This window comes from Methylomonas sp. PHL2-19, assembly GCF_059331595.1.
This window is the reverse complement of sequence record NZ_CP196839.1, coordinates 2,580,577-2,606,045: the sequence shown is the minus strand read 5'-3', so window position 1 is coordinate 2,606,045 and position 25,469 is coordinate 2,580,577. Positions and strand designations below refer to the sequence as shown.

Below are 25,469 nucleotides of genomic sequence, written 5' to 3'. Positions count from 1 at the left end.
TTTCGCCTTATTTATTGATTCATGAGTCATCCGGAACCGCATAAACAGCCTGTCACCACCTTGACAGGCATCGGTTCCCAATCCGCCGCCCGCCTTGAGAAACTGGGCATCCATACCCTCCAAGACCTGTTGTTTCACCTGCCTTTACGTTACCAGGATCGTAGCCGTATCGTGCCCATTTCCCAGTTGATGCCGGGTATGACCACCTTGGTTTGCGGCACCGTCGAATTTACAGACAGCATCCAGCGCGGCCGTCCCAGCGTAATTTGCCGCATCGCCGACGAAAGCGGCAGCTTGTCGATCCGGTTTTTCCATTTCACCGTGCAACAAAGTCAGCAGCTAAAGCCCGGCACCCTACTCGGCTGTTTCGGCGAAATTCGTTACGGTTATAGCGGCTTGGAAATGGTGCATCCGGAATACAAAATCGTCTCTGCCGCCGAGCAGCTGCTGGAAGCAACGCTGACGCCGGTCTATCCGTTAACCGAAGGCATTTCCCAATCCGCATTGCGTAAAGCTATCAAACAGGCGTTTACCCTATGTTTAACCAGCGACAGCGCCATCACGGACTGGCTACCGGCTAATTTGTTGATCGAGCACGGCTACCCTTCCCTCAGCGAAGCGCTACAAACCCTGCATAATCCGCCGCCGCATTTGTCTGCGGAAATCATCAGCGGCGGTGGCTTGCCCGCGTTAAAACGCCTGGTGTTCGAAGAGTTTTTGGCCCACCATCTGGCGCTGCTACAAGGCAAATTGGCTTATAAAAGCTGGCAGTCGCCGATTTTTGACATTAACCAAGCTGCCAAGCAGGCCTTCCTGGAAGGTTTGCCGTTTCAATTGACAGGTGCGCAACAGCGAGTGACCGCCGAAATCGAAAGCGATTGCCGCCAAGCGCAACCGATGCTACGCCTCGTGCAAGGCGACGTTGGCTCCGGCAAAACCGTAGTGGCAGCTCTGGCAAGTTTGCTGGCGCTGAACTCGGGTTATCAAGTCGCGATCATGGCACCTACCGAATTGTTGGCCGAACAACACTTTCGTAACTTCAGCCTATGGTTCGCCGAGACCGGCTATCAAGTGCTGTTTCTGACCGGCCAATTAAAAGGCAAATCCCGGCAAGCCACTTTGGAAGCGCTAACCGACGGTTCGGCGAACATCGTGATTGGCACACATGCGCTATTTCAAGACAGCGTGCATTTTCATAAACTGGGTTTGATCGTTATCGACGAACAGCACCGCTTCGGGGTTCATCAACGATTAGCCCTGCGCGAAAAAGGCCAGCATGGCGGCTTAAGACCGCATCAATTAATCATGACCGCCACGCCGATTCCGCGCACCCTGGCGATGCTGCAATATTCCGACCTGGACATTTCTATCATCGACGAGCTGCCGCCTGGCCGTAAACCCATCGCCACCAGCGTGATTTCCTCGGAACGCCGGGAAGAGGTCATCGGCCGCATCGAACATTGGGTCGCGCAGCAACGTCAGGCCTATTGGGTCTGCACCTTGATCGAAGAATCGGAAGTTCTGCAATGCGAAGCCGCCGAAAAAACCGCGGCCTATCTATGCCAAGCCTTGCCGAATGTGCGCGTCGGACTGGTCCATGGCCGGATGAAAGCTGCGGAAAAAGACGCGGTGATGCAGGCCTTTAAAAATCGCGATTGCGATTTATTGGTCGCCACCACCGTGATTGAAGTCGGCGTGGACGTACCCAACGCCGGCTTGATGATCATCGAAAACCCGGAGCGTTTGGGCTTATCGCAATTGCACCAATTGCGTGGTCGGGTTGGCCGCGGCAATCAAGACAGCTATTGTCTGTTGTTATACCAGTCACCGCTCTCGCAAGCCGGCAAGCAACGACTGGCTATTCTGAAAGAAAGCAACGACGGCTTCGTCATAGCCGAGAAAGACTTGGAATTGCGCGGCCCTGGCGAAGTGATGGGCACCCGCCAAACCGGGCAGATACAGTTCAAAATCGCCGACCTAGAGCGCGACAGAGACCTGCTGGAACTGATCCCAGCCGCCGCGCAATTGATCCATCGCCAACATCCAGATGCCATTCAACCGTTGATCCAACGCTGGATCGGCCATAGCCGCCATTACGCCGAGGTTTAACGCTTGCCCGACAAAAGTTTTTTATTCAGCCGTCCGCCTGTCTGGAAAAGCCACGAACAGAGCAGCCAACGGCAACTACCTGCTGACTTGCAATCCTGGCTCAATGAAACCGGCTCGCTGACCAAACGCCTGCGCGGCATACACGGCAAGCGTTTCGGCGTAAAAGTGTTATTTCACCGCTGGAAGCCGGCTTTCATAGACGAATGCCGCCTATTGGGCTTGCCGCCCTGCCGCTACCAATTGATCCGCGAAGTGCTGTTGCACGCCGATGGCGAGCCCTTGGTGCTGGCCCGCACCATCCTGCCTGAGCCCACCATCGAAATCGCCCATCGAAATTTATCCCATCTCGGCACCAGACCCTTGGGTGAAGTGATTTTCGCCTATCCGGATTTGGAGCGCCGCCAGAGACAGTTCAGTCGGGCTGATACGGGCATTTGGTCGCCAGGTTTGCAAACGGCGGTTGGTGTAGACGATGCTATTTGGGGGCGGCGAACGGTTTATGCGATCCATCGGCAACCGTTGTTGGTCGCGGAATTTTTTCTGCCGGGGGTGCTGAATGTGTAATCGAGAACCGGCTCAACCCGCCTTTTCTACCATGCGTCATAGTGGCGCTTTTTCGGGAAAATTGACACGCTTGACCGCTTCCCGATCCAATCGTATCGGCGTGTCGCGCAGATACAAATAAGTTCGACCATCGTGCCGGTAGTGCTGATAGGTTTGCGCTAACCGAAACTGCGAATTCGGCTGTTTTAATGCCGAAAGCAACAAATCGGAGTGTGCAAAATGCGGTTCGATTAACGGACCTTCAGCAACTACCACAGCACTTGCCGAAACCTGATCCAGCAAATCCAACACGGCTTGCGGCGACTCCGTTATTAGGGCGTAGCGTTTACCCATGAAGTCCGATTTTGCCAACAACTGCGAACTGCGCACCACGTAGCACTGCAAAAGCTTATCGCGTAACGCCAGTTCGGCCGCGAATGCACCCTCAGTGCCCGCATGCCCGTCGACAATCGTCACCGTACCCGGCGCCTGGCTGATAATTTGTTCGGCTACCAAATCCATGCGCAAATCAAACCTTGGCGCGCGGTCGACAAGAAAAAACCAGCCGGGAGCGCAAAACACAAAGATCAAGACTGTTGCCACCAGCCAAGGCCTAGCAAATGCCCACTGCCAACGCCTTACTGCGGCTGCGGCACCCATGCTGATAAAAATCGCCAGATAAGGCATGGCGGACGACATATACCGCTGATCCAAGTCTACCGGCACGATGGCATGAAAGATTACGGTGGCAAGTACCATGGCCAGGCCGGTGCGCCCCGCTTCTTTTAAAGCCGGATCCGCCCTGCCGCTCACACTGACGACTACCCCGACTAGCGCCGCGATTGTCCCTATCGGCCCGATATTGGCGTATATGGCGGGAAGGAACGCCGATAAAGCCAAAACAAAGTAATCCATACCCCAAGCGTAATTGAAACCATCGCTGGATATTTTGTAGGTGACTACCGTCCAGGCCCCAACGATAGCCAACGCCGCGAAACCCGATACGTATGTACGCCAATTCAGCAGTATCTGCCAACGTCCCGTCAGAGCAATGTGGAAAAACGGGAATACGCCCAGTAACCAGCCGTTGCCTTTTACCAGGATAGCGGCTGACGTTAAAGCCGCGTAGGTCAAACCTCTGCGTAAGGTGGGCTGTTGGGTGTAACCACTCCACTGCATGGCCGCCAACACGCACAAGCCAACCAAAGCCTGGTCCAACATTAATCGCAAGGTGTTATTAATGGTGACGGGCATGCAGACATAAGCAATCGCCGCCAAAAGCGCCCAAGGCATACCCAGAACTTGCCTGGTAATACGTGCCACCAATAAAGCTGGTAGCGCCCCTATCAGCAAATTGACCAGCATGAACGGAAAGGTAGCATGCGGCAGGATGAAGAAGAATAATGACAGAAACGCATAGTACAGCGGCGGCCAATGCCCAATCGAAATCTTGGGGTAATGCACGTAAAAATCAGTGGCGTACTGCATGGGATTCTGCCCGAATGCTGTGGTGACATACGACCAGATCAGATACGCATTCAAAAAATGAGATCCCTCGTCGCTGCCAGTCAAGCCACTGTCCAAGCCGCGCAAAACTATCATTGCCGCCGCGAGGATCGCGGTGGCAATACCAAATACAGCCAAATCGGGATACCAAGAGCTTGCCCTAACAAAGCCCTCCAACGATGTTCCGCTAGATAATTTCTGCCGCAAATCGCTGTTTGTATTACCGGCGGCGGCATCACTGAATACGAAATAACGATAGGCGTGAAAACTGAGAATGGTCTGACAAGCGGTTGCCAAGGTCACCGCCAACATCGGCCACAAGCCATAACTAACCAAAACCAAGTAAATCAGGTAGTTGATTAAAGCCATGCTCAATGCCACCAGCATATAGCGCCCGCCTTCGCGGATAGAACGGGAATGTTCGACTTGGTAGGTAAAACACCGATTGGCCAACCACGTAAATAGCATTGCGGAAAAAATAGCCGGAATACGCGCCAGCCACGGCGCCAAATTAAGCTGTATCAGCAAAAAAGTCAGACCGGCATCGATACAAAAGCCGGCTCCGCCGACGAGCAGGAAGCGAATAAACATCGGGATTACAACCTATGCCTGACTTCTGCTGTTTGTCATATACCACATGCGCTTTTGTTCGAGGCGGCCGCGGGCGACGCTATCCAGAATCAAACCGCAAACAGTGAATATGCCAGCCAATAGCACTATGCCTGTTGCCAGAATAGCGGTGGGAAATCTCGGTACCAAGCCGGTATCTAAATATGTCAGCAATAGCGGCAGAGCCAGAATCAGCGCAATCATAATCAGGCCCATCGCAAGCACGCCAAAAAAACGCGCCGGACGAATTTCTTTGAACAATATCAGAAAGGTAAACAGTATTCTGAACGCATCCCGAACCGTACGCAGTTTGCTGGCGGAGCCCTCTAGGCGCGCGCCGTAATCGGTGGGCATTTCCGCGATGGGCATGCGCAATTGACTGGCATGAACGGACATTTCAGTTTCTATCTCGAAACCGCTGAATATCGCCGGAAAACTTTTTACGAAGCGCCGCGAAAAAACTCGATAGCCGGAAAAAATGTCCGTAAACAGCGGCCCGAAAAGACTGCGGTACATCGCATTAAACAGCCGATTGCCAAAACCATGGCCGGCCCTATGGGCATTTTCGAATACGTTACGCCGGGTACCTACAACCATATCCAAATGTTCGTCGACCAAACGCTGAATCATTTGCCCGGCTACTTTAGAATCGTAAGTGCCGTCGCCGTCGGCCATGATGTAGATATCGGCATCGACATCCGAAAACATGCGCCTGACGACGTTGCCTTTCCCCGGCCACGGTTCTGATCTCACCACAGCGCCGGCTAGAGTGGCCTCTGCAATTGTGTTATCGGAAGAACGATTGTCGTAAACGTAGACGGTAGCATCCGGAAGCTCTTTACGAAAATCGTCAACCACTCTTCTGATCGACAGCCCCTCGTTATAACAAGGCAAAAGTACGGCAATTTTGCCGATTTTGGAACCGTCCTGAGCATAACTATTCATCAACCATCCTTACTCGCTAAATATTGTTCTTGGGTATTTTCCGAGCTGTCAGAGCCGGACATTTTTGTTATTGCAACACCGCGGACGGGTGTCTTTGGTTTTTTAACGCGAATTCGAAACCCAACCTCAAGCGAGACATTTTAGGCCCCGACTTATCGAAAAAGAATATGGCGGCACGGCGATTTTAGCAAGGCAAAGCACTCACACAGAAATCCCGATTGAAAACAGCCAAAAACCGACCTACTTAGGCATTATTCAAAAAAATCACAGCCCAAGCACAACCGGCGACACTAAAGTTACTCAAAAATCTTGAATATCACTTCGGCGACCGACGCCACTAAGTCACCGTCGATACTTGCTTCGCCGTAGCTTTGTTGCGGGCGGGAATAGTCTTTCCTAAAGGCCTTTTTGAATTGCTCGGAACTGGCTTTTTCTTGTTTGGCAGTGATTTTTTGCTGATTCAAAATCTGGCCGCCGGCTTTTTTCCATTCCAGCAGGTGACTGATCTGTCCACCGTCCAGCCAAATCCCATGGCTTCTGCATTGATCGATAATTACACCGCTGCGATAGCCGTAGATCACCCGATTCATTAACACCTGGCACACCGGGCATTTAAGGTATTTTACGGTGTCATTTTTCGGATAGCGGTCCTTATTAATATTGCTCAGTAGTTCCAGGTTGACGGTAACCACCGGCGCTACTGCGCTATCCAGCAAGGTTTCTATTTCATCGGGATCGAAAAATAAGCCATAGCAGTTGGCGCACCGCTCGATATGTAGGGAACCGGCGGCATCCAGACTAATGGTTTGCAGACTTTGCGCGCATTCCGGGCAAACTCGCTCGCTGGTGGCATCGATGACTTGATAGTCGTGCTTGCCTAGCAAATCGATGTCGTTGCGGACGCCGCAATAACTGCAATACTGTGTGTTGGCAGGCAAGGGTGCGGAACAACTCGTGCAGTTGGCCATGCTAAAACTTATCCAATATTTGTTGTTTCTTGGCGGCGTATTCGGTCTCGGTTATTAGCTGCGCTTCGAATAGCTGCTTCAATTCGGTCAACTTGGCGACGGTTTGATTGCTATCGGCAGCAACCTGATTAGTCGTCGCGCCCAGCGACTGGGCCATACCTTGCCCCAAGCCGATGCCCGCACCCATCCCCATCCCAAGCCCGGCACCGCCACCTTCGTTGCGAGCTGCGTCGCGTAGGGCATCCAGCTGTTGCACCTTGGCATAATCCAGACCCACCGCTTGCGCGGCTTGCGCTTCAGCGGTCAGATCGGCGATACGATTGATACGGCGCAAGGTGTCTTCGTCGAAATCGGTACCTTCGATGCGAAAATCGCTAATGCTAAAACCCAGCTTACGAAACACGATGGCCAGCTTAATGGCTATGCCCCGGGCTATTTCGTCTCGGTTGGCGTCGATGTCGGCGAAGCTATGCTGACATTCCGCCAGATAATCGGAAATCGGGTTGATGATTCGCGCGGAAAGAATGTTGCGGAAATCGTCTATGCGCATTTGGTTGTGACTGCCGACGATGTTGACGAAGAAATCGTTGGCATCGGCTATTTGGTAGCTGTAGTTACCGTAGGCTTTTAACGCGACCGGGAAATGATATTTCGGGTCCTGATATTTAATTGGCGAGGTAGTGCCCCACTTCTGATCGAGAATCTTGGTTTTACGGAAGAAATAAATCCCCACCTTATGTTCACTCTCGAAAAACTGCATGAATTTCTTGATCGTGGTCCAAAACGGCACGTTATCGGTTTCTAAATTGATCATGCATTGTTCTTCGATCACCGCTTTGACCTGGCCCTGATAGACAAAAATACAGCCCTGCCCCGGACCGACGATTAATTTGGAGGCATTTTTGATTTCGTCGCCGTTTTCAGTCCATTGTCCCAACAACAGATCGGGATCGGGGTTTTCCCATTCGATCACCGAACGTAGTTGCCGTTTGATACCGTCTATAAATGCCATTACTACCCTCGCTGGACTGGAGAAGAATCGATTAATTGCGTAACATCGCGGTTTAAGTATGGCAAAAAATGGGAGTTGCGGTGGCAATCAGAGTATATAAGGGCAAACAACCCAAGGTCGGCAAAAACGTGTACATCGACGAAGCCGCGGTCGTGATCGGCGATGTGAGAATAGGCGACGATGTATCGGTGTGGCCGACCACGGTGATACGCGGCGACGTCGAAGCTATTACCATAGGCGAAGGCACCAACGTTCAGGATGGCTCGGTGTTGCATGTTTCCCACGCCGGCGACTATTCGCCGCAAGGCCATCCGTTGACAATCGGTAAAGGCGTCACTATCGGTCATCGCGCCGTGGTGCATGCCTGTACGATAGGCGATTATTGTCTCATCGGCATAGGTGCAATTGTGATGGATGATGCCGAACTGGGAGATTATGTGATGCTGGGTGCCGGTGCTTTAGTGCCGCCCGGCAAGAAGCTGGAAGGCGGTTATTTATATGTCGGTACACCCGCCAAACAAATCCGGGCTTTGACCGATGACGAAAAAGCTTTTCTGGAATATTCAGCCAAACATTATGTGAAGTTGAAAAACGACTATTTAGCTGAATTAGAGTAAATTTCATACTCTCTAGGCTGTATCGGCGCTTTGCATCCCACAGCCTATCGTGTAAATAGCCGGCGTCATCTAAAACCGGCTAGACCCTTCAGGGAAGAGCTTAATGAATATGCACTTCCCGCGATTTGGATTTATCGCTTCTTGCCAGCGTGTAATCGTCCTGGTCGCCGAGCATGGGCGTACCGTCGCTATTCAGGTGTATCAACGTTCCTTCGTCTTTGATGCTGAATTTGCGATTCAGATCGCCTTTATTGGAGGTTAACGACAGTATGTGAGTTTTGTCATCCCAGTCGTACTTGCCTTTCTCGTAAAACTCTCTGGAAGAGGCTTTTGCGTATTGAGTGACCAATAAGTAATTGTTCTTTTGTTTCAAAGACAAGGTCATTTTGAAACCATCACAATCTTTTTCCTTGCAGGGCAAATAACCGTAAAACACGCCGCGAAATCCCTCGGTTTTGTCCGCGAGTTCCGCATGGGCGGAATGATCCATGTCTTTCTGATGAATCAATTCCCGCGCTTTAAGCGTTTTTTCCTGGAGTTGCTTATCGGATTCCGCCCAAACCGGGTTTAGCGCCGGAAGCAATGCACCTAAAAAAATCACCGTCACATATTTTTTAATTTTTCTAGTCAATGTTTGCATATGAGATTTTTCTATTTCTGTGAGTAAAGTAATTAGACAAGAACAGCATCGAAGACTACCAGGATAATCGCCAATTTCAACTTCGCGAATATTTTATCGCCGGTAGATGCTTCTTTTTTCCAGACTTTTCAAATAAAGCGCCGTCGGCTTTTTACGCCAAATCGCGCCTGATCAGATTGGGGAGAGCAGATAATAGTGCAAAATCCAAACACCACTTGCAGACAGTCTTTGCGAAAACAACGGCAAACGTATAATATTGATACGATATTTGTTTGACAAGCCCGCGCATTTCTTTTATTGTTTCGATTCGCTACCATGAAGCAGCTCAAAAAAGCCTGAATCAGGTGTTTTCAATCCGTAGCTGCTTACATGGAGGTGTAACGCAATTCCTGGCTGATGCATTCAATGCTTTCAGCGAAATATTCGATCTGGCTCGACGGCGCGAGCATGCTATAGGTATCGGAGAAATCGCTAAGGTTGACGTCAAATCAGTGCCGACCCTGTTAAAGGGCGAACAGGTTTTTCAATACAAATTCGGTTCGGCACTGGCCGATTTATTATTATAAGAGGTAAAACCATGACAGAAGTAAAACAAGAAAAAGATAACTTCGTGTTGTATTTGGTGCTGGCTACCGCAGTTGTTGTTGGCGCCATCCTGGCGGTAAAAATGAGCGAAAACGAAAAATTTGCCCCCATCAAGGATCAAATTGCCGAAGAGAATCGCTTAATGAACATCCGAGTCATCGGCAACCGCGAGGATTAATATGATGAAAACCACTTTTATCGGCACCCTGTTAGCCTCTTTATTGTTAGCTAGCCCCGTCCAGGCTACCGAATATATTTATCGAGACATCATGGCGAACACTCTGGCCCCCGAGCACTGCCAAGTTGAGAGCAAGGCCAAGGAAAATGCTGCCAAAAACTACAATATCGACAGGTTCAGCAAGAAATTCTGCCAGTCCCAAGGTTACGGCTGGCATGTCGACGAGGTAAAAAGCACTGGTAACACAGTTTGCGACACCTGCAGCAACCCACAGGAAGCAAAATGCCGTCAGGAAGATGTCGTAGTGAGTTGCAAACGAATTAAACCGGGTACGGTAGGTATGTTGCCCGGCAAAGGATAAGCTAAAGTCCAACCCAAGGGATAGGTAATCCCGGCTTTTCCACACCTGAAGCCGCCGGAAAACGAAGTTGACCGGCGGCCCAGCCAGCCTGAATCAGGGCTGCAACCATTCGATAATATGATCTTCCAGATCGGTAACCTGCGACTCTTTAACCGCATAACTGCCGATAGACACCCCCGCCTCTTTCACCGACTCGCGAGTCCCGGTGATCAAGGGATGCCAGCTAGGCAACGCTTCACCGTCTGTTAACAAGCGGTATGCACAGGTTGACGGCAACCAGTTGTATTCGGCAAAGTCATGTTGCTTCAAGTCGATGCATTCCGGCACCAGCGTGCAACGCTCGCTATAACGAGTGCAACGACAGGTTTCTAAATCGATCAAATCGCACGCCACGCTGGTAAACGCAATTTCGCCGGTGTCTTCGTCTTCCAGCTTGTTCAAACAACACTTGCCGCAGTTATCGCACAGCGACTCCCACTCTTCCGTGCTCATTTGCGCCAGGGTCTTGGTTTCCCAAAAATTCATAGGCTTATTGCGGTTTTAGTTGCCGTAACTGATAGTGCAACACCGCCCAGGAACCAAGTACCGCCAGCATGGACGAAATCATCAATAGCAAAATAAACTCCGAGAAACTCAAAAACAGTAAGTCGAATGAACTGTTATACAAGGTCGATAGTTTCTCCACCGGCGTTTCCAGGATCAACAGCATGATAGTCATGATCAACCAACCGAGAAAACCCGAGATAAAACCCAGCCAGAAACCGGTGTACAAAAACGGCCGTTGAATAAAAGCATGGGTAGCGCCGACCAGTTTAGAAATAAACACTTCGTCCTGGCGATTCTGCAACTCCAGACGAATGGTATTGCCGGTAATGAACGTTACCGCAAAACCGAGTAACAGACTGACCAACATCACACCACGGCTGGCAATCAGCATGATGGTTTGCAAGCGCGCCACCCATTGCATATCCACCTGCACGAAATCGACTTGCGGGAATTGTTTAAAATCGGACATCAGTTTCTCGATGTCTTCGTTGCTTTCCAGCGCATTTTTCGGCACTACTTGAATCACGCTCGGCAAGGGATTGCGTTCCAGCGCATTCAACGCATCGCTGAAGCCGCTATTGGCTTTGAACTCCTCCAGCGCCTGTTTCTTGCTGATAAATTTAACTTCCATGACGCTACCGTTTTGCTGGATTTGCTCGGCGAGCTTCTGGCCGGCCGCGTCGGTAATGTTGTCGTGTAAAAACAAGGACATCTGATTGCTGGACTCCAGATTGCCGGTCAATTGCTGGATATTGGCGACCACGATATAAAAACTGCTGGCCAAGGAAATGGCGATAGCCAACACCAAGATAGTCATGGTAGACGTAAAAGGCGTCCGGCTCAGCCGGCCTAGACTGGAGAACAGCCCATGGGCATGGTTGAGCATATAGGCATGGAATAATTCCACCAGCCTGCTACCGGTTTGTCTGCGGTGATTGCGTTTCATCGTCAACTCGCTATCAAATGGCCTTTATCGAGCGTCAATACTCTATGGCCGAGATGATTAATCAACTCTATATCGTGGCTGGCTATCAACACCGTCACCCCGACTTGTTTGAATTGCTCGAACATGAACATCACTTCGGCAGACAGATCCGGGTCCAAGTTGCCCGTCGGCTCGTCGGCCAGAATTAATTTAGGTTTATTGACAATGGCTCGGGCGATACCTACGCGCTGTTGCTCCCCACCGGACAGGGCCAAGGGATGTTTCCTTTCCTTGCCTAACAGACCCACTTTATCCAAGGATGCCCGCACCCGCCGCGCCACTTCCTGATGGTTATAACCCGAGACCACCAATGGCAGGGCCACGTTATCGAATACCGTTCTATCGTTCAGCAGTTTGTAATCCTGAAAAATCAGGCCCAGATTACGACGCATGTAGGGGATCTTCCGTTCGCCGATGCGCGTAATATCCTGGCCATCCAGCAACACGCTGCCGCGCGTGCATTGCTCCATCATCGCGATTAACTTCAGCAAGGTACTTTTACCGGCACCGGAACGGCCGGTTAAAAATGCCATTTCGCCGCGTTGCAAATGAAAGCTGACATCGGTCAAGGCTTCGCCGGCATCGGGATAACGTTTGCTTACGTGTTCGAATCTCAACATGGTATCTGGCTACTGCGCATCACTCTTGAACAAACAGGGCATCGACGAAAGTTTGCGCATTGAAATCCTGCAAATCGTCAATTTGCTCGCCCACACCGATAAAACGAATCGGAATATGCAGTTGATTAGCCAGCGCGAATATAATGCCACCCTTGGCGGTGCCGTCCAGCTTGGTCAAGGCAATGCCGGTCAGCTCTACCGCTTCGTTGAATAGTTTAGCTTGCGACAAGGCATTTTGCCCGGTGCCCGCATCCAGTATCAGCAATACCTCGTGCGGGGCTGACTCGTCCAGTTTGCCCATGATCCGTTTGATTTTTTTCAATTCGTCCATCAAGTTGGACTTGGTATGCAAACGTCCGGCGGTATCGGCGATCAATACATCAACGCCTTTGGCTTTGGCTGACTGTAAGGCATCGAAAATCACCGATGCGGAATCGGCGCCGGTATGCTGCGCCACGACTTGAATATCGTTGCGCTCGCCCCAGGTTTGCAATTGCTCGACTGCGGCGGCCCTGAAAGTATCGCCCGCCGCCAACATGACGCTATGGCCTTGTTGCTGCAAGCGTTTGGCCAGTTTACCGATCGAAGTTGTCTTGCCGGCACCGTTAACACCCACCACCAAAATTACGAACGGCCCATCTTGTTTGGGAATTTGCAACGGCAGGCTGCAAGGTTCCAGCATCGCTAACAAATTTTGCTTCAAAGTTTGGCTCAATAATTGGCCGTCACTGAGTTGATCGCGCTCCAAACTATCGGTCAGCTGTTTAATCAATTGCGTGGTGGTTTCGATGCCCAAGTCGGCCATCAATAATTGGGCTTCAATGTCGGCCAATAACTCCTTGGTCAGCGCCTTTTGCCCGAATGCCAAGCTGCTCAGTACCCCGCCCAGGCCGGTTCTGGTTTTTTTCAGCTGAGTGGTTAAACGCAAATATAAAGAATCTTCGCTGATTATCTGCGGTTCTTCCGCCGGGGCCGGTTCAGCCGGAACATGCTCCATGGCTTCGAAGGCTACACTTTCGTCCTCTGTTCCCGTGCTATAACGGCTGTAAAACAAAATCCCCAGCAAGGGCAACATCAGCAACGCAGCGACCGCATTATGCGCAACGGCCAACGCCAGAGGCAGCTGGTACTTGACGCTAAAAATCCCTAGTGCGATCTGCAGTAATAACAGTATACTGAGGATATTTCCCGCCAACCGCACCGGTTTTGGATGGCGTTCCGAAGTTGCGGACAACATCAAAGCGCTGAGCACCAGGAAAGTGAAAGCAGCCAAAACGCGATGCAATGCCTGTATCGCCATTTTCGCATCGGCGGAAAGACCGCTGTCCCTGAACAGATCCAAAATACTCAGATAATCGCCGCCCGGTAACCATTCGCCGTTACAACGCGGAAAATCGCTACACGCTAGGCCGGCATAGTTGCTACTGACCCAGCCGCCCAGCACAATCTGCGCGAGCAAGACCAGTATCGCCAAACCGGTAAATAGGATGGGGCCGGAACGAACCGGCCTTGCTTCGGCAGCCGGATTAAGCCGCAAATAGCTCCAACCTAAAGTCCAAAACGTAAAAAAACCCAACAACAGATGCGCTGTTACGACGCCGGGTCGCGTGCCGGATGTCACCGTCCACATGCCCAAACCGGCTTGCCCGGCTATCAACAGCAATACCAGAGTGGTCAGCATGACTGCAGGCGAACGCGGTTTTTCCCCCCACGCCAATCCAAACCAAACCAACGCTAATAGCGCCAAGCCGCCAGCCAAGTAGCGATGAGCCATTTCTTTCCAAGCTTTTGCGGTATCCAAGGCATACTGCGGAAATCCAGCAGCCGCATCGGCTTTAAATTCCGCGCTGTCACTGACGAAAGCCTTGCCGTAACAACCAGGCCAGTCCGGGCAACCCAAGCCGGCGTGGGTTAAGCGCACATACGCGCCGACGATGATGACTAGCAGCGCCAACAACGCGCAGCACAGGGTTAATTTTCTGAACATATTTCTAACCGATTTGTGAAATTCTGAGTAACTTGCTTAAGTCGCTTTTGACTTGGTAAGGATCGTAGCCCGGAGCGTATTGCATCATCAGATTTCCTAGTGGGTCCATAATGATCAGCATGCCTTCCGGCAAGGGCTGCGCGTTTAATTGGGTTAACTTTTCCTTTAAGGAGACGGCTGGCAAGGCTTTTAATAAGCGACCGTCATCGCGCCATTCCGCCGGCAGCTGATAAGTTTTTTCAAACAACACCGCCAAGCGGCGAATCCGGGCAATATCCTTACCCATCATCAATGTCAGTTGATGGGTTTTATACAAGGCATCGCGACAGGTTTCCCCGCAGTCCCTCGGCACAGGGTTGACCAGCACCCAATGGCCTTTCAACTCCTGCATATTTTGCGCAGAAAATGTGTCGTAACCGGAAAAGTCATCGGCCGAGGTTACTTGCGGTGGAGTGATCAGCACGCCATTGTTGGTGCCTAGCCTAACGATGTCCGGATTTTTCGCCAAAAACCACGCAAACCCAAAGGGCACGATGGACATGGCGAATATCACTACGATGGTGATGCGGTTTTTTTTATATTGATTATCCACGGTGTATTTTTCGACTACTAATCCAAATAAATAGGGCTGTTAAGGTCAGCGCTAAACCGAACCATTGTACTGCATAGGCCCTATGTTTTTCAGGTGGGATTGCCACAGCAATCTTCCATTGCCGTTGATAGCCATCGGGCTGCGCCGAGTCGAGTTCGATCTGATAATCGGCCAACGCATATCCCAACCTATCCGCCAAGAGTTGGCTATCTATTACTTGTACTCTGACCGGCCAAGTTTCCCCCGGAATTTCCGCGCCTTTTAATTTCAGACCTGGCTCAGGAAAACGGTTAATTCTGCCACGTACTTGCTGCGTCACAGTGCTGATACCAATGTCCGGCAAAACTTCGCGGGAAGCGCCTAACGGAATCCAACCACGGTTAACCAATATGCCAGGCTGACCGCTATCGGGCAAAAACGGCGTTAAAACCAGATAGCCGGGTTTGCCGTTTAGCGTTTGGTTATCGATCAAAACCTGATGGTTAATATCGTAGTGCCCTGTCACTAAAACCGGTCGATAGCGCAAAACATCCTTATCTATTCCGGTTTGAGGCGTTAAATCCAAGGCTTCCGCGTTGACAGCATCTTGCTGTTGCGCCAGTAAAACCGCCTTCTGTTCGCCGCGTCCCAATTGCCAAACCCCCAAACCGCACAACAAACCGAATAACAGCAGGTATCCGCTTAATGCGAGTAATGAACAACGGAATTCGATACCCCGCATACTAAATTTGATCATCGGGACTGCTCCTGTGTGGATATGTGCTATTGGCAAGCGTACCTGAATCGCCGAGAATGCAGGTTTTTATTTATTATTGCCGCCATGCTCATCAAAACGCTCACTATCGTCGCATTCCTGGCCATCGTCATCAGCCTCGGGTCCGCGCTGTTTCATATTGTCAAACACAAGGAAGACAGCGACTCGGCGAAGACCGCCAAGGCATTAACCATGCGTATCGGTCTCTCGCTGGCTTTGTTCGTCCTGCTGTTCATCGCCTACGCCACAGGCATGGTTCAACCCCACGGCATCGGTGCCCGCATGCATGCCAACCAAAATCCAGCAACTGCAACGTCAAACCCTTAAAAATCGACAAAAAAAAAGCGCGATCCGCAAAGACCGCGCTTTTTCCGGTTTGATTAACAGCTGTTACATCATGTAAACAAACACGAACAGACCCAACCAGACCACGTCGACAAAATGCCAGTACCAAGCGGCTGCTTCGAAGGCAAAGTGGTTTTCCGGCGTGAAATGACCTTTCCAGCTTCTGAACAACACGACCGATAAAATAATTGCACCGACGCAAACGTGGAAACCGTGAAAACCGGTCAACATAAAAAAGGTTGAACCGTAGATGCCGGAACCCAGAGTCAAACCCATTTCATGGTAGGCTTCGTAATACTCAGTTGCTTGAAATCCCACGAACAAAAAGCCCAAACCAACAGTAGCGATCAAACCTTTGATCAGTTGATCGCGATTTTTTGCTAACAAACCGTGATGCGCCCAAGTACAAGTTACACCGCTGGACAACAGCAACAAGGTATTCAGAAACGGCAAACCAAACGCACCCATCGGTTCGAAATCACCACCTACTTTACCGGGACCGTTGGTAGGCCAAACTGATTGAAAAGCCGGCCACAAAGTATCGTGTGTCGAACGGCCCGGCCCGCTTGGAAAGCCGGTTTCACCCAGCCAAGACACGGACAAATTACGTGTGTACCAAAGTGCACCGAAGAAAACGGCGAAGAACATGACTTCGGAAAAAATGAACCACATCATGCCCATACGATAAGAAATACCGACACCGTGGTTGTACATACCGGATTCGCTCTCGGTGGATTGCAAGGCAAACCACAACCCCAGCATCACCAAAAAAATTACGAAACCGGTCAACATCATGCCGGAACCAATCGACGAACCGTTCAGATGATTAGCAAACCCCGCCAGCGTCATCATCAAACCGCCGGTAGCCAAAACCGGCCATACGGCTTTATGCGGTATGTAATAACTATCGTGTGTAGACATATCCTTCCCCTCTATTTTTTACTGATGTTAGTGTTATCAAAAAAAGTGTATGCAAGCGTGACGGTCTTATAGCGTTCGGGTAACGCCGGCTCTACAACGAAACGGACCGGCATGGTTTTTTCTTCGTTTGCTGCAAAAGTTTGTTCAGAAAAGCAAAAGCACTGAGTCTTTTTAAAAAACTCTGCCGCCAAGCCGGGAGTAATACTAGGTATCGCTTGGGCAATCATCGGTTTGTTAGTGGTATTTTTGGCATAAAAATTAACGGTGTAGTATTCACCGGGATGCACTTTCATGCTTTTCACTTCTGAACGGAACAACATCGGAGTGGACTCGTTTAAGGACGTGAGAAACTCGACAGTCACCTCCCTATTTTTATCCACTTGATACGCCGCCTCCTGAACCGCTTGACCATCAACTTTACCGTTCAAACCGGTTAAATCGCAAAGCACATCGTAAAGTGGCACCAGAGCATAACCAAAACCAAACATAGCAATTGCGACAAGCGCCAGCTTACGGACCAACTTGATATTTTTTTGCCCAATATCGTCGCTCATTGCGAGATAGCCTTAATAACCGCAAATACGTATATCGTAAAGGCCACCGCAAACAACACCAAAGCCGTCAAAATGTTTTTCTTTTTTGTATCCATTTCATTACCCAATAAGCCATGTCAAATGACATGGCTTATTTCAGTCACTCATTTCAAGCCTTAAAAATGCTCGGTAGGGATTCTCGCCGGCGGTGTGCTGAAGGTGTGATAAGGCGCAGGCGAAGGCACGGTCCATTCCAGACTGTGTTTGCTGGCATCTTCCCAAACCTCGTCACTCACTTTTTCGCCGGTTCCACCGCGGATGGTGTCGATGACGATGTAAACAAACAACAGCTGGCTAAAACCGTAGATGAAAGCACCAATACTGGACACCATATTCCAATCAGCGAATTGAATCGCATAATCGGGGATACGACGCGGCATGCCAGCCAAACCCAGGAAATGTTGCGGGAAGAACAAGATGTTTACCGATACCGCTGACAACCAAAAATGCAGCTTGCCGATTTTCTCGTTGTACATATTGCCGGTCCATTTAGGCAACCAAAAATATCCGGCAGCCATCAGAATGAAAATAGACGCCGGCACCAAGGTGTAGTGGAAGTGGGCAACGATGAAATAGGTATCGTGGTATTGAAAATCCACCGGCGCTACCGACATCATCAAGCCAGTGAAACCACCCATCGTGAACAGCACCACAAACGCAATCGAAAACAGCATCGGCGTTTCGAAGGTCATAGAGCCCTTCCACATCGTAGCGGTCCAGTTGAACACTTTTACGCCGGTCGGAATCGCGATCAACATGGTGGCGTACATAAAGTACAACTCACCGGCCACTGGCATACCCACGGTAAACATGTGGTGGGCCCAAACGATGAAAGACAAGAAGGCAATCGCACCAGTCGCATACACCATAGAGGCATATCCAAACAGCGGTTTACGGGCAAATACCGGAATGATGGTAGACGCCACACCGAAGGTCGGCAGAATCATGACATACACTTCAGGGTGTCCGAAAAACCAGAAGATGTGTTGGTACAACACGGGGTCACCACCGCCGGCTGCATCGAAGAAGCTGGTGTCGAAGAATTTGTCGGTCAACAGCATAGTTACCGCACCGGCAAACACCGGCATGATAGCGATCAACAAAAACGCAGTGATCAACCAAGTCCAGACGAACAATGGCATTTTCATCAAGGTCATGCCAGGCGCGCGCATATTAAAAATGGTGGCGATCACATTGATAGCACCCATGATGGATGAGATACCCAACAAATGCACAGAGAAAATAGCGAACGGGAAGGATTTACCGTTTTGGAAAACCAAGGGCGGATAAAAAGTCCAACCACCCGATGGCGCGCCACCTTCCATGAACAAAGTGCTGGCCAACAACAATACGCCTGCCACCAACATCCAGAAGCTCATGTTGTTCATCCGTGGCAAGGCCATATCCGGCGCACCGATCATCATCGGAATCATCCAGTTTGCCAAGCCAACGAACGCCGGCATGACGGCGCCGAACACCATCACCAAAGCATGCATGGTGGTCATGGAGTTAAAGAAGTTTGGATCGACAAATTGCAGGCCTGGCTCGAATAATTCAGAGCGTATAACCAATGCCATGGCACCACCGACAAAAAACATTGCCAAGCCGAATACCAAATACAAGGTGCCTATATCTTTGTGGTTGGTGGTAAATATCCACCGTAAAACGCCCTTCTCAGGGCCGTGATCGTGGTGATCGTGATGATCATCATGTTCAGCTACGACAGCAGTCATACTTTATACCTCAGCAAAAATTAGAAAATGAGTTCATTGCGAAAATCAGTGAATTACTCATCATCGTCCCATTTAGGTGTGATTTTATTAGGCTGAATCTCATCACCCACGTTGTTACCCAATGCCGGCGCGTTTCTGATGTAAGTGATCAGTTCGGCCAATTCGTCATCCGGCAATTTTTTGAAGGCCGGCATTTTGCTCGTACCTGCCTGAATAAAACCAATCAGCTGATCCATATTGCCGGTGACTTTCGCGCTGCCTCGCAAAGCGGGGAACCAACCGGAGATGCCGTTACCATCGATCTGGTGGCAAGCCACGCAGTTTTTCAGATAAACAGATTCACCTTTTGCCATCAGCGTGTTGCGGGTTTGGTCGCTCAAATCAGGTGCTTGGTTCTGTTTCTCCAGAGTCGCTTTCACCCAGGCATCGTATTGATCCTGTTCCATCGCCACCACTACCACAGGCATAAAGCCATGGTCTCGACCGCATAGCTCGGTACATTGGCCGCGGTAAGTGCCTGGTTTATCCACTGAAGTCCAAGCTTCGTTGATAAAACCGGGGTTGGCGTCTTTTTTCCAGCCCAAATCAGGCACCCACCAGGAGTGAATCACGTCGCCAGCAGTAAACAGAAAGCGGATTTTCTTACCGACCGGCACCACCAGCGGCTTGTCCACATTCAACAAGTAATTGGGCACGTTACGCGGGTCCATGGAACTGACCCTATGAGTTTTTTCGCTGGCCTCGTCTAAATGGCTTTCGAAATGCACGCCGCTATCCAGGTATTCATACTCCCAATACCATTGTTTACCGGTGACTTTAATGCTCATCTCTGAGTCCTGCACCTTGTCCAAATCGATTACGGCTTTGGTGGCAGGAATCGCCATACCCACCAGAATCAGGGTAGGAATGATGGTCCAGATGATCTCAACAGTCGTATTCTCATGAAACTGCTCGGCTTTATGGCCCTTTGATTTACGATGATGATAAATCGAGTAAAACATAGTGCCGAACACCGCGATCCCAATAAACACGCAGATCCACAGAATCAGCATGTGCAAATCGTAGAGCTCGTTACTGAGTTGCGTCACGCCCTTCATCAGGTTGAGTGTATAGTCCGCATGCGCAGTCCCCAAGCCTAAAGCCATCAGGACTAAACAAGCGAGCAGTTGCTTTGTTTTCTTCACGGAGCAGCCTCCCCATTGGTAGTTATAAACTTGTATGCGTTATATCTTCGTAATATCGTCGCAAGACCCTTTAACCGGCGAACAATTCCATTTACTGATAATTATCATAAATTAACTGGGCAATTTTAACCCATGACTCACCCACAAACCAGAAGAGGTTTTCCCGTTTGTAAAAAATACACATAAAAAAGGCTTGGGAGCATCGCTGCTCGCAAGCCTTTTGTTGCGTAATAGAGACAGATTTATGCTGTCATTACTTCAATGCTTCAGAATACGCCATGTCGAATTTAGGAATATGGCTATCCAACCAGCTTTTGACCAATTGCCCCACGTCTTCGGTGACTTCGGCTTCGCCAGCATGAAATTTTTTCTGTAAATCCGCGCAGATACCGATCAACGCTTCGTGCTCGGCTTTGTGCCTATCATAACCAGCAAAGCCCTTTGCCACCATTTCCTTTTCTTCGTGAGCAAAGTGATCAACCACATAGGCAATCAGTGCATCCAGCGAAGCGCCAACGGTTGCGCGCGCGGCGCCGCCCGTGGCTTCATCGTACAGTTTATTCAGCAAACCGAACAAGGTTTGGTGCTCTTGGTCGGCAAATCCGACATTAGTGCCATATTGAGCCGCAGTCCAAGTAATTAAAGCCATATAACGTCTCCTGGTTGTTTTTGTAATGGAGTCGTCATTTTGAACATCTGGCCTTCATTTTTTTTGATTTACATCAACTTTTTGCCAGTTTGGCAAACTCAATTTAGCCGCCAACAACTCAAAATCGCCGGCAGCCGAAAACGGCAAAACCCCTAATAGAGGCGCATCCAGACGCTCAAGCAAATACGTTAGATTACCGTCAAAACCCGGCATAGCCTGATCAATTTGCACCGCCACCCAACCGGCACAAGACAAGCCGGCCTGGCGTATGGCCGACATAGTCAAGCGCGCGTGATTGATACAACCCAGCCTGACACCCACCACCAGAATCACCGGCAAACGCAAGGCTTGCGCCAGACCGGCATTGTCCAAAACCCCGCTCATTGGCGAATACCAACCGCCTGCGCCTTCTACCAGCACCACATCAGCCCGTTGTTCTAAGCGGGTAAATCCATCTGAAACAACATCCACTGAAACATCTACACCACCGCAAGCCAAATGCGGGGATATTGCCGCTTCAAAAGCGTACGGATTGATTTGCGAGTATTCTAGTGACACCGAAGCGTATTGCTGCATCAGTAGCGCATCGGAATTTTTCAGCATCCCGTCATGCCATTCACAGCCGGCGGCCACCGGCTTCATCCCCACCGTACTCAAACCTTGCATTTGCAGGTAGCGCATCAAGGCAATCGTCGTCCAGGTTTTGCCGACGTTCGTATCCGTACCGGTAATGAAGAACGCGGATTTCATAACCTTGCCCGCACGACAATAATTTCATAGCTGGCCACTACTTCACCGCCTACCATACTGTTCTCGTAGCGCCGAATCATGCGCTGCAATTGCGAACGGGTGGTGGGTCGCCGATTTCTGGCATCGCTAACATTATGCGCCCCCAGGTCTTTTAGCTCATGCATCAAGGCCAGTACCGTGGGGTAAGATAAACGATACATCACAGTATCCACATCAACCCGCCCAAAACCAGCAGCCCTTAAAAAACCGCCAATCTGCCCCGCACTATAAAAATCGTTAACATGAACAAAGTCGTCGACACCCGTCCAAGCGGCTTTCAGTTCTTTTAAGGTTTCCGGACCGAAGGTTGAAAATACCAGCTGCCCATCCTGACGCAATAATCGCCGTACATCAGCAAATACCGCCGGCAAGTCCTGACACCACTGCACGGCCAGATTCGAATAAACTTGTTGCAGACTGTTATCCGCAAAAGGTAGTTTTTCGGCATCGGCACAAACATATTCTACCGATACAGCACCGTTGTTCCGTCGCGACGCTTGCAGCATGGGCAATGCAATATCCAATGCCAAACAAGACTGATTCAGACCATCTAACGGCAAACATCGCGTCAAAAAACCGGTGCCGCACCCAATATCCAGCACCCAGCCCGTTGCGGATTGCAACGGATATTTTTGCAGCAGGGCTAATCCCACCTGACGTTGCAACATCGCCGCCGAATCATAACTCCCAGCCGCCGCCGCAAACGAATGCCTAATTTTGGCTTTATCCAACACCGCAAAACTCATTCAGCCGCAGCAACGATGTCGCATAACTGCTGGGCGTGCGATAAAAAAGGCACATGTCCGGCATTTGCGAGGAGATGTAGTTTGACGCGCGTATTTAAAGTTTTTACAGCTTGCCCGGTTTGTACCGGAATCAAAGTATCTTTATCGCCTTGCATGACCGTGGTCGGACAGTGCAAGCCCACCACGGACTTGCGCAAATCGCTATTTTTCAGAATTTGCAAACCACCCTGCAACGCATCGCGCGCTGGCGCATCGCACTCATGTACTGCCAAGCGCAATTGCTGCAATAACTGCCGACTCTCAGGCAAGCCCTGCACTTGCAAACTCAAAAAGCGCTGCAAGGTCAATTTCGTGTCATCGCTAAGCTGGGCGACAAAACCATCCAACACCTCCGGCCTCACTCCCGGCCAATCGGCAGTCTTAACAAACTTCGGATTGCCTGATAACAAGAACAGCGACTGCACTCGGTCCGGACAGCGCGCCGCCATATCCAAAGCCACCGTCGCGCCCAGCGACCAACCTAACACGCTAAAGCGATTGACCGGAATCGCATCGAATAAAGCGGACGTAATAGCCGACAGGTCATATGCATCCAAACCGGCACTGCGGCCGTGACCGGGCAAATCCAGGCAAATCACCTGGCGATGCCGAGCCAGCTGCCTGGCAAATTCGCGCCAAATGCCGCTATGCATCGCCCAACCGTGCAGCATGACCAGCGGTCTGCCCCGGCCGTATATTTCTCTATGAATACCGGTCATGGCAAAGCCTTGGCCAATGCATACAGTAACGCATCGACCTGCTGTTCTGTGTGATTGGCGGAAAAAGTGATCCGCAAGCGCGCACTGCCGGCCGGCACGGTCGGCGGCCGGATCGCACTGACCCAAAATCCTTGCTCCAGCAAACGCTGACTAGCCGCCACGGTTTGCCCGCTGTCGCCAATTAGAACAGGTTGAATCGCGGTAAAAGAATCCATCAGTTGCAGGCCTTGTTGCTGCGCACCTTTTCGGAAACGCCCGATTAAGTTTTGCAGCTGTTCGCGGCGCCACGACTCACTTTGCAACACCCGCAAACTGGCGCGAGTCGCCTCGGCCACAGCCGCCGGCAAGGCGGTGGTGAAGACATAACTCCGAGCTTTTTGAATCAGCATCTCGATCAAATCCTCGGAACCGGCCACGAAGGCGCCGAAGGTCCCAAATGCCTTGCCCAAAGTCCCAATCAAAATGGGTAGGTCATCCTGACTCAAACCAAAATGCTCGACAACGCCGCCGCCGTTTTTACCGAGCACACCAAAACCATGGGCATCATCGATCAGTAAGCCGGCATGATGCTGTTTGACTAACTCAACCATGGCGGGCAATGGCGGCAAATCGCCGTCCATGCTGAATACACCGTCGCTGACCACCAGAGCCTTGCCGGAAGCAGCAGCGAGCTTAGTCTGCAAATCTTCACAATCGGCATGCCGATAGCGCTGAAAACGCGCCCGTGACAACAAACCGCCGTCCAACAAAGAAGCGTGATTCAAACGGTCCTCCAGCACTGTATCGCCGCGACCCAACAATGCCGAAATCACGCCGAGATTGGCCATATAACCGGTCGAAAATAGCAAGGCTCGCTCCCGACCGGTAAAGGACGCCAATTCTTCTTCCAAACCATGATGCGCGCTACTGTGACCGCAAATCAGATGCGCAGAACCGCTGCCAACTCCGAAGCGATCAACACCAGCTTTAAACGCTGTAGCAACCTCAGGATGATTAGCCAGCCCCAGATAGTCGTTACTGCAAAAATTGATTAGCTGCCGGCCATCGACATTCAGCGTAATGCCTTGCGGACCATCGACTACCCTGCGGCGCCGATATAGGTTATCGCGCTCCAGCTGCCGCAGCTGGCCGGCAAAGTCGTAGAAATTATTGGCCATTAGGCGTAGCTGGAACCGCCCATTTTAACGCCCAAACGTTCGAACAATTGCTGGTCGTGGTTAGTCATCGGGTTATCGGTGGTCAGCAGTTTATCACCATAGAAAATCGAGTTGGCGCCGGCCAGGAAACACAAAGCCTGCATCTCGTCGCTCATTGCTTTGCGGCCAGCCGACAGGCGTACCCGCGACTGCGGCATTAGAATTCTGGCCACGGCGATGGTACGCACAAACACGATAGGATCCAGCGCTTCGGTGCCGTGCAATGGCGTACCTTCCACCTGCACCAACATATTGATAGGCACGCTTTCCGGGTGCTTGGGCATATTCGCCAGTTGCAACAACAATTTGGCGCGGTCAGTTTGCGATTCGCCCATTCCAACTATCCCTCCGCAGCATACATTGATGCCGGCATCACGTACCCTTTCCAGCGTATCCAAACGGTCCTGATAAGTACGGGTCGTGATGATTTCGGAATAGTAATCTTCGGAGGTGTCCAGATTGTGGTTGTAATAATCCAGGCCGCCGTCCCTCAAGGCTTGGGTCTGCTTATCGCTGAGCATACCTAGCGTTACGCAAGTTTCCATACCCAGCGCTTTCACGCCCTGCACCATTTCCACGACTCTTTCGATGTCTCTGTCCTTCGGACTACGCCAAGCCGCACCCATGCAAAACCGCGACGCGCCCTGCTCCTTGGCTTGCTTCGCGGCTTTTAAGACGGCGTCAACCGGCATCAAAGCTTCCGGATTTAAATCGGAGTCGTAGCGCGCACTTTGCGGGCAATAGCCGCAATCCTCGGAGCAGGAACCGGTCTTGATGCTTAACAAACTGCTCACCTGGATCTCGTTGGGATCGAAATACACCCTGTGCACGCTTTGCGCCTGAAAAATCAAATCGTTAAAGGGTAGCGCCAGCAAAGCTTCGACTTCGTGTAATTGCCAATCGTGACGGATGGTGGCCGTTGATTCCAAGGGTTTCTGGCTTGCAGACATTCTGATAATCTCCGAAAAGTGAGGACAAAACCGGCGTCGGACACCGAC

Annotated in this window: 28 protein-coding genes; 7 read left to right on the top strand and 21 right to left on the bottom strand. The window is 50.8% G+C overall.

All coding sequences use genetic code 11. The annotated features are described in order from the left end of the window. The first annotated feature begins 21 nt into the window (after nt 1-21). Nucleotides 22-2,109: an ATP-dependent DNA helicase RecG gene (gene recG / locus ACR02O_RS12160; protein WP_494521711.1), complete on the top strand. Its 2,088-nt coding sequence runs from the start codon at nt 22-24 to the stop codon at nt 2,107-2,109. A 3-nt stretch (nt 2,110-2,112) separates the two neighbouring features. Next, on the top strand, nt 2,113-2,673 hold the full coding sequence (locus ACR02O_RS12155; protein WP_494521710.1) for a chorismate--pyruvate lyase family protein: 561 nt from the start codon (nt 2,113-2,115) through the stop codon (nt 2,671-2,673). 36 nt (nt 2,674-2,709) lie between these two features. Here ACR02O_RS12155 and ACR02O_RS12150 read toward each other — a convergent pair whose 3' ends face one another. The 4 genes from ACR02O_RS12150 to ACR02O_RS12135 all read right to left on the bottom strand — a co-directional run bounded on the left by ACR02O_RS12150 (nt 2,710) and on the right by ACR02O_RS12135 (nt 7,692). After that, the gene (locus tag ACR02O_RS12150; RefSeq protein WP_494521709.1) at nt 2,710-4,749 is read right to left on the bottom strand and encodes a GtrA family protein; all 2,040 of its coding nucleotides are present in this window, start codon (nt 4,747-4,749) and stop codon (nt 2,710-2,712) included. 12 nt (nt 4,750-4,761) lie between these two features. Then, nucleotides 4,762-5,712, bottom strand: a complete 951-nt coding sequence (locus ACR02O_RS12145) for a glycosyltransferase (protein WP_458137279.1) — start codon at nt 5,710-5,712, stop codon at nt 4,762-4,764. Nucleotides 5,713-6,008: 296 nt separating this feature from the next. Then, a complete protein-coding gene (locus tag ACR02O_RS12140) occupies nt 6,009-6,680 on the bottom strand; it encodes a zf-TFIIB domain-containing protein (RefSeq protein ID WP_494521708.1) in 672 nt (223 codons plus the stop codon). A 1-nt stretch (nt 6,681) separates the two neighbouring features. Beyond that, nucleotides 6,682-7,692 carry an SPFH domain-containing protein gene (locus tag ACR02O_RS12135; RefSeq protein WP_458137277.1) on the bottom strand — a complete coding sequence of 337 codons (1,011 nt, stop codon included), beginning with the start codon at nt 7,690-7,692 and terminating at the stop codon, nt 6,682-6,684. 80 nt (nt 7,693-7,772) lie between these two features. On the opposite strand from ACR02O_RS12135, the gene ACR02O_RS12130 reads away from it, so the two are divergent. Next, nucleotides 7,773-8,309 carry a gamma carbonic anhydrase family protein gene (locus ACR02O_RS12130; RefSeq protein WP_458137276.1) on the top strand — a complete coding sequence of 179 codons (537 nt, stop codon included), beginning with the start codon at nt 7,773-7,775 and terminating at the stop codon, nt 8,307-8,309. A gap of 100 nt (nt 8,310-8,409) precedes the next feature. Here the strand turns inward: ACR02O_RS12130 and ACR02O_RS12125 are convergent, their stop codons facing one another. Next, on the bottom strand, nt 8,410-8,949 hold the full coding sequence (locus ACR02O_RS12125) for a copper resistance protein NlpE (protein ID WP_458137275.1): 540 nt from the start codon (nt 8,947-8,949) through the stop codon (nt 8,410-8,412). 272 nt (nt 8,950-9,221) lie between these two features. Between ACR02O_RS12125 and ACR02O_RS12120 the strand changes: the two genes are divergently transcribed. From ACR02O_RS12120 to ACR02O_RS12110, 3 genes are read left to right on the top strand one after another with little or no spacing between them, the layout of a single operon-like run. Further along, nucleotides 9,222-9,515, top strand: coding sequence for a hypothetical protein (locus ACR02O_RS12120; protein WP_458137274.1), 294 nt, complete (start codon nt 9,222-9,224; stop codon nt 9,513-9,515). Nucleotides 9,516-9,526: 11 nt separating this feature from the next. Beyond that, the gene (locus ACR02O_RS12115; protein ID WP_033156565.1) at nt 9,527-9,712 is read left to right on the top strand and encodes a hypothetical protein; all 186 of its coding nucleotides are present in this window, start codon (nt 9,527-9,529) and stop codon (nt 9,710-9,712) included. Between the two features lies 1 nt (nt 9,713). Next, complete coding sequence (locus tag ACR02O_RS12110; RefSeq protein WP_084153277.1) at nt 9,714-10,073, top strand: hypothetical protein; 360 nt, start codon at nt 9,714-9,716, stop codon at nt 10,071-10,073. 93 nt (nt 10,074-10,166) lie between these two features. On the opposite strand, the gene ACR02O_RS12105 is transcribed toward ACR02O_RS12110, so the two are convergent. The 6 genes from ACR02O_RS12105 to ACR02O_RS12080 are packed head-to-tail and all read right to left on the bottom strand — an operon-like array spanning nt 10,167 to nt 15,539. After that, nucleotides 10,167-10,598, bottom strand: coding sequence for a YcgN family cysteine cluster protein (locus tag ACR02O_RS12105; RefSeq protein ID WP_458137273.1), 432 nt, complete (start codon nt 10,596-10,598; stop codon nt 10,167-10,169). Between the two features lie 4 nt (nt 10,599-10,602). Further along, entirely contained in the window at nt 10,603-11,565 is a 963-nt protein-coding gene (gene ftsX, locus ACR02O_RS12100) for a permease-like cell division protein FtsX (protein ID WP_445368927.1), read from the bottom strand. 2 nt (nt 11,566-11,567) lie between these two features. Then, on the bottom strand, nt 11,568-12,224 hold the full coding sequence (gene ftsE, locus ACR02O_RS12095) for a cell division ATP-binding protein FtsE (protein WP_445368926.1): 657 nt from the start codon (nt 12,222-12,224) through the stop codon (nt 11,568-11,570). Nucleotides 12,225-12,243: 19 nt separating this feature from the next. Continuing rightward, on the bottom strand, nt 12,244-14,211 hold the full coding sequence (gene ftsY / locus ACR02O_RS12090; RefSeq protein ID WP_458137272.1) for a signal recognition particle-docking protein FtsY: 1,968 nt from the start codon (nt 14,209-14,211) through the stop codon (nt 12,244-12,246). A gap of 4 nt (nt 14,212-14,215) precedes the next feature. Further along, nucleotides 14,216-14,803: a redox-active disulfide-containing membrane protein gene (locus ACR02O_RS12085; protein WP_458137271.1), complete on the bottom strand. Its 588-nt coding sequence runs from the start codon at nt 14,801-14,803 to the stop codon at nt 14,216-14,218. Next, nucleotides 14,796-15,539 carry an SURF1 family protein gene (locus tag ACR02O_RS12080; RefSeq protein WP_458137270.1) on the bottom strand — a complete coding sequence of 248 codons (744 nt, stop codon included), beginning with the start codon at nt 15,537-15,539 and terminating at the stop codon, nt 14,796-14,798. The genes ACR02O_RS12085 and ACR02O_RS12080 overlap by 8 nt, the downstream gene beginning before the upstream one ends. Before the next feature lie 84 nt (nt 15,540-15,623). Here ACR02O_RS12080 and ACR02O_RS12075 point away from each other — a divergent pair, with 84 nt between their 5' ends. Then, a complete protein-coding gene (locus ACR02O_RS12075; protein WP_033156739.1) occupies nt 15,624-15,884 on the top strand; it encodes a twin transmembrane helix small protein in 261 nt (86 codons plus the stop codon). A gap of 63 nt (nt 15,885-15,947) precedes the next feature. Here the strand turns inward: ACR02O_RS12075 and ACR02O_RS12070 are convergent, their stop codons facing one another. From ACR02O_RS12070 to bioB, 10 genes are all read right to left on the bottom strand, one after another. Next, complete coding sequence (locus ACR02O_RS12070) at nt 15,948-16,823, bottom strand: cytochrome c oxidase subunit 3 (RefSeq protein WP_319962453.1); 876 nt, start codon at nt 16,821-16,823, stop codon at nt 15,948-15,950. A gap of 11 nt (nt 16,824-16,834) precedes the next feature. Beyond that, entirely contained in the window at nt 16,835-17,377 is a 543-nt protein-coding gene (locus ACR02O_RS12065) for a cytochrome c oxidase assembly protein (RefSeq protein ID WP_494521707.1), read from the bottom strand. 155 nt (nt 17,378-17,532) lie between these two features. Next, nucleotides 17,533-19,149, bottom strand: a complete 1,617-nt coding sequence (gene ctaD, locus ACR02O_RS12060) for a cytochrome c oxidase subunit I (RefSeq protein WP_033156574.1) — start codon at nt 19,147-19,149, stop codon at nt 17,533-17,535. A gap of 53 nt (nt 19,150-19,202) precedes the next feature. Continuing rightward, complete coding sequence (gene coxB, locus ACR02O_RS12055; protein ID WP_033156575.1) at nt 19,203-20,333, bottom strand: cytochrome c oxidase subunit II; 1,131 nt, start codon at nt 20,331-20,333, stop codon at nt 19,203-19,205. A 253-nt stretch (nt 20,334-20,586) separates the two neighbouring features. Then, entirely contained in the window at nt 20,587-20,982 is a 396-nt protein-coding gene (locus ACR02O_RS12050; RefSeq protein ID WP_033156576.1) for a bacteriohemerythrin, read from the bottom strand. Nucleotides 20,983-21,036: 54 nt separating this feature from the next. Further along, entirely contained in the window at nt 21,037-21,732 is a 696-nt protein-coding gene (gene bioD / locus ACR02O_RS12045; protein WP_494521706.1) for a dethiobiotin synthase, read from the bottom strand. Then, nucleotides 21,729-22,517 (bottom strand): malonyl-ACP O-methyltransferase BioC, encoded by a 789-nt coding sequence (gene bioC, locus ACR02O_RS12040; protein ID WP_494521705.1) that lies wholly within the window; start codon nt 22,515-22,517, stop codon nt 21,729-21,731. Before bioC ends, bioD begins: the two co-directional genes overlap by 4 nt. Next, on the bottom strand, nt 22,514-23,275 hold the full coding sequence (gene bioH / locus ACR02O_RS12035; protein ID WP_319962450.1) for a pimeloyl-ACP methyl ester esterase BioH: 762 nt from the start codon (nt 23,273-23,275) through the stop codon (nt 22,514-22,516). Before bioH ends, bioC begins: the two co-directional genes overlap by 4 nt. Then, entirely contained in the window at nt 23,272-24,432 is a 1,161-nt protein-coding gene (bioF, locus tag ACR02O_RS12030) for an 8-amino-7-oxononanoate synthase (RefSeq protein ID WP_458137267.1), read from the bottom strand. Before bioF ends, bioH begins: the two co-directional genes overlap by 4 nt. Beyond that, complete coding sequence (bioB, locus tag ACR02O_RS12025) at nt 24,432-25,421, bottom strand: biotin synthase BioB (protein ID WP_458137266.1); 990 nt, start codon at nt 25,419-25,421, stop codon at nt 24,432-24,434. The genes bioF and bioB overlap by 1 nt, the downstream gene beginning before the upstream one ends. Nucleotides 25,422-25,469 lie beyond the last annotated feature (48 nt).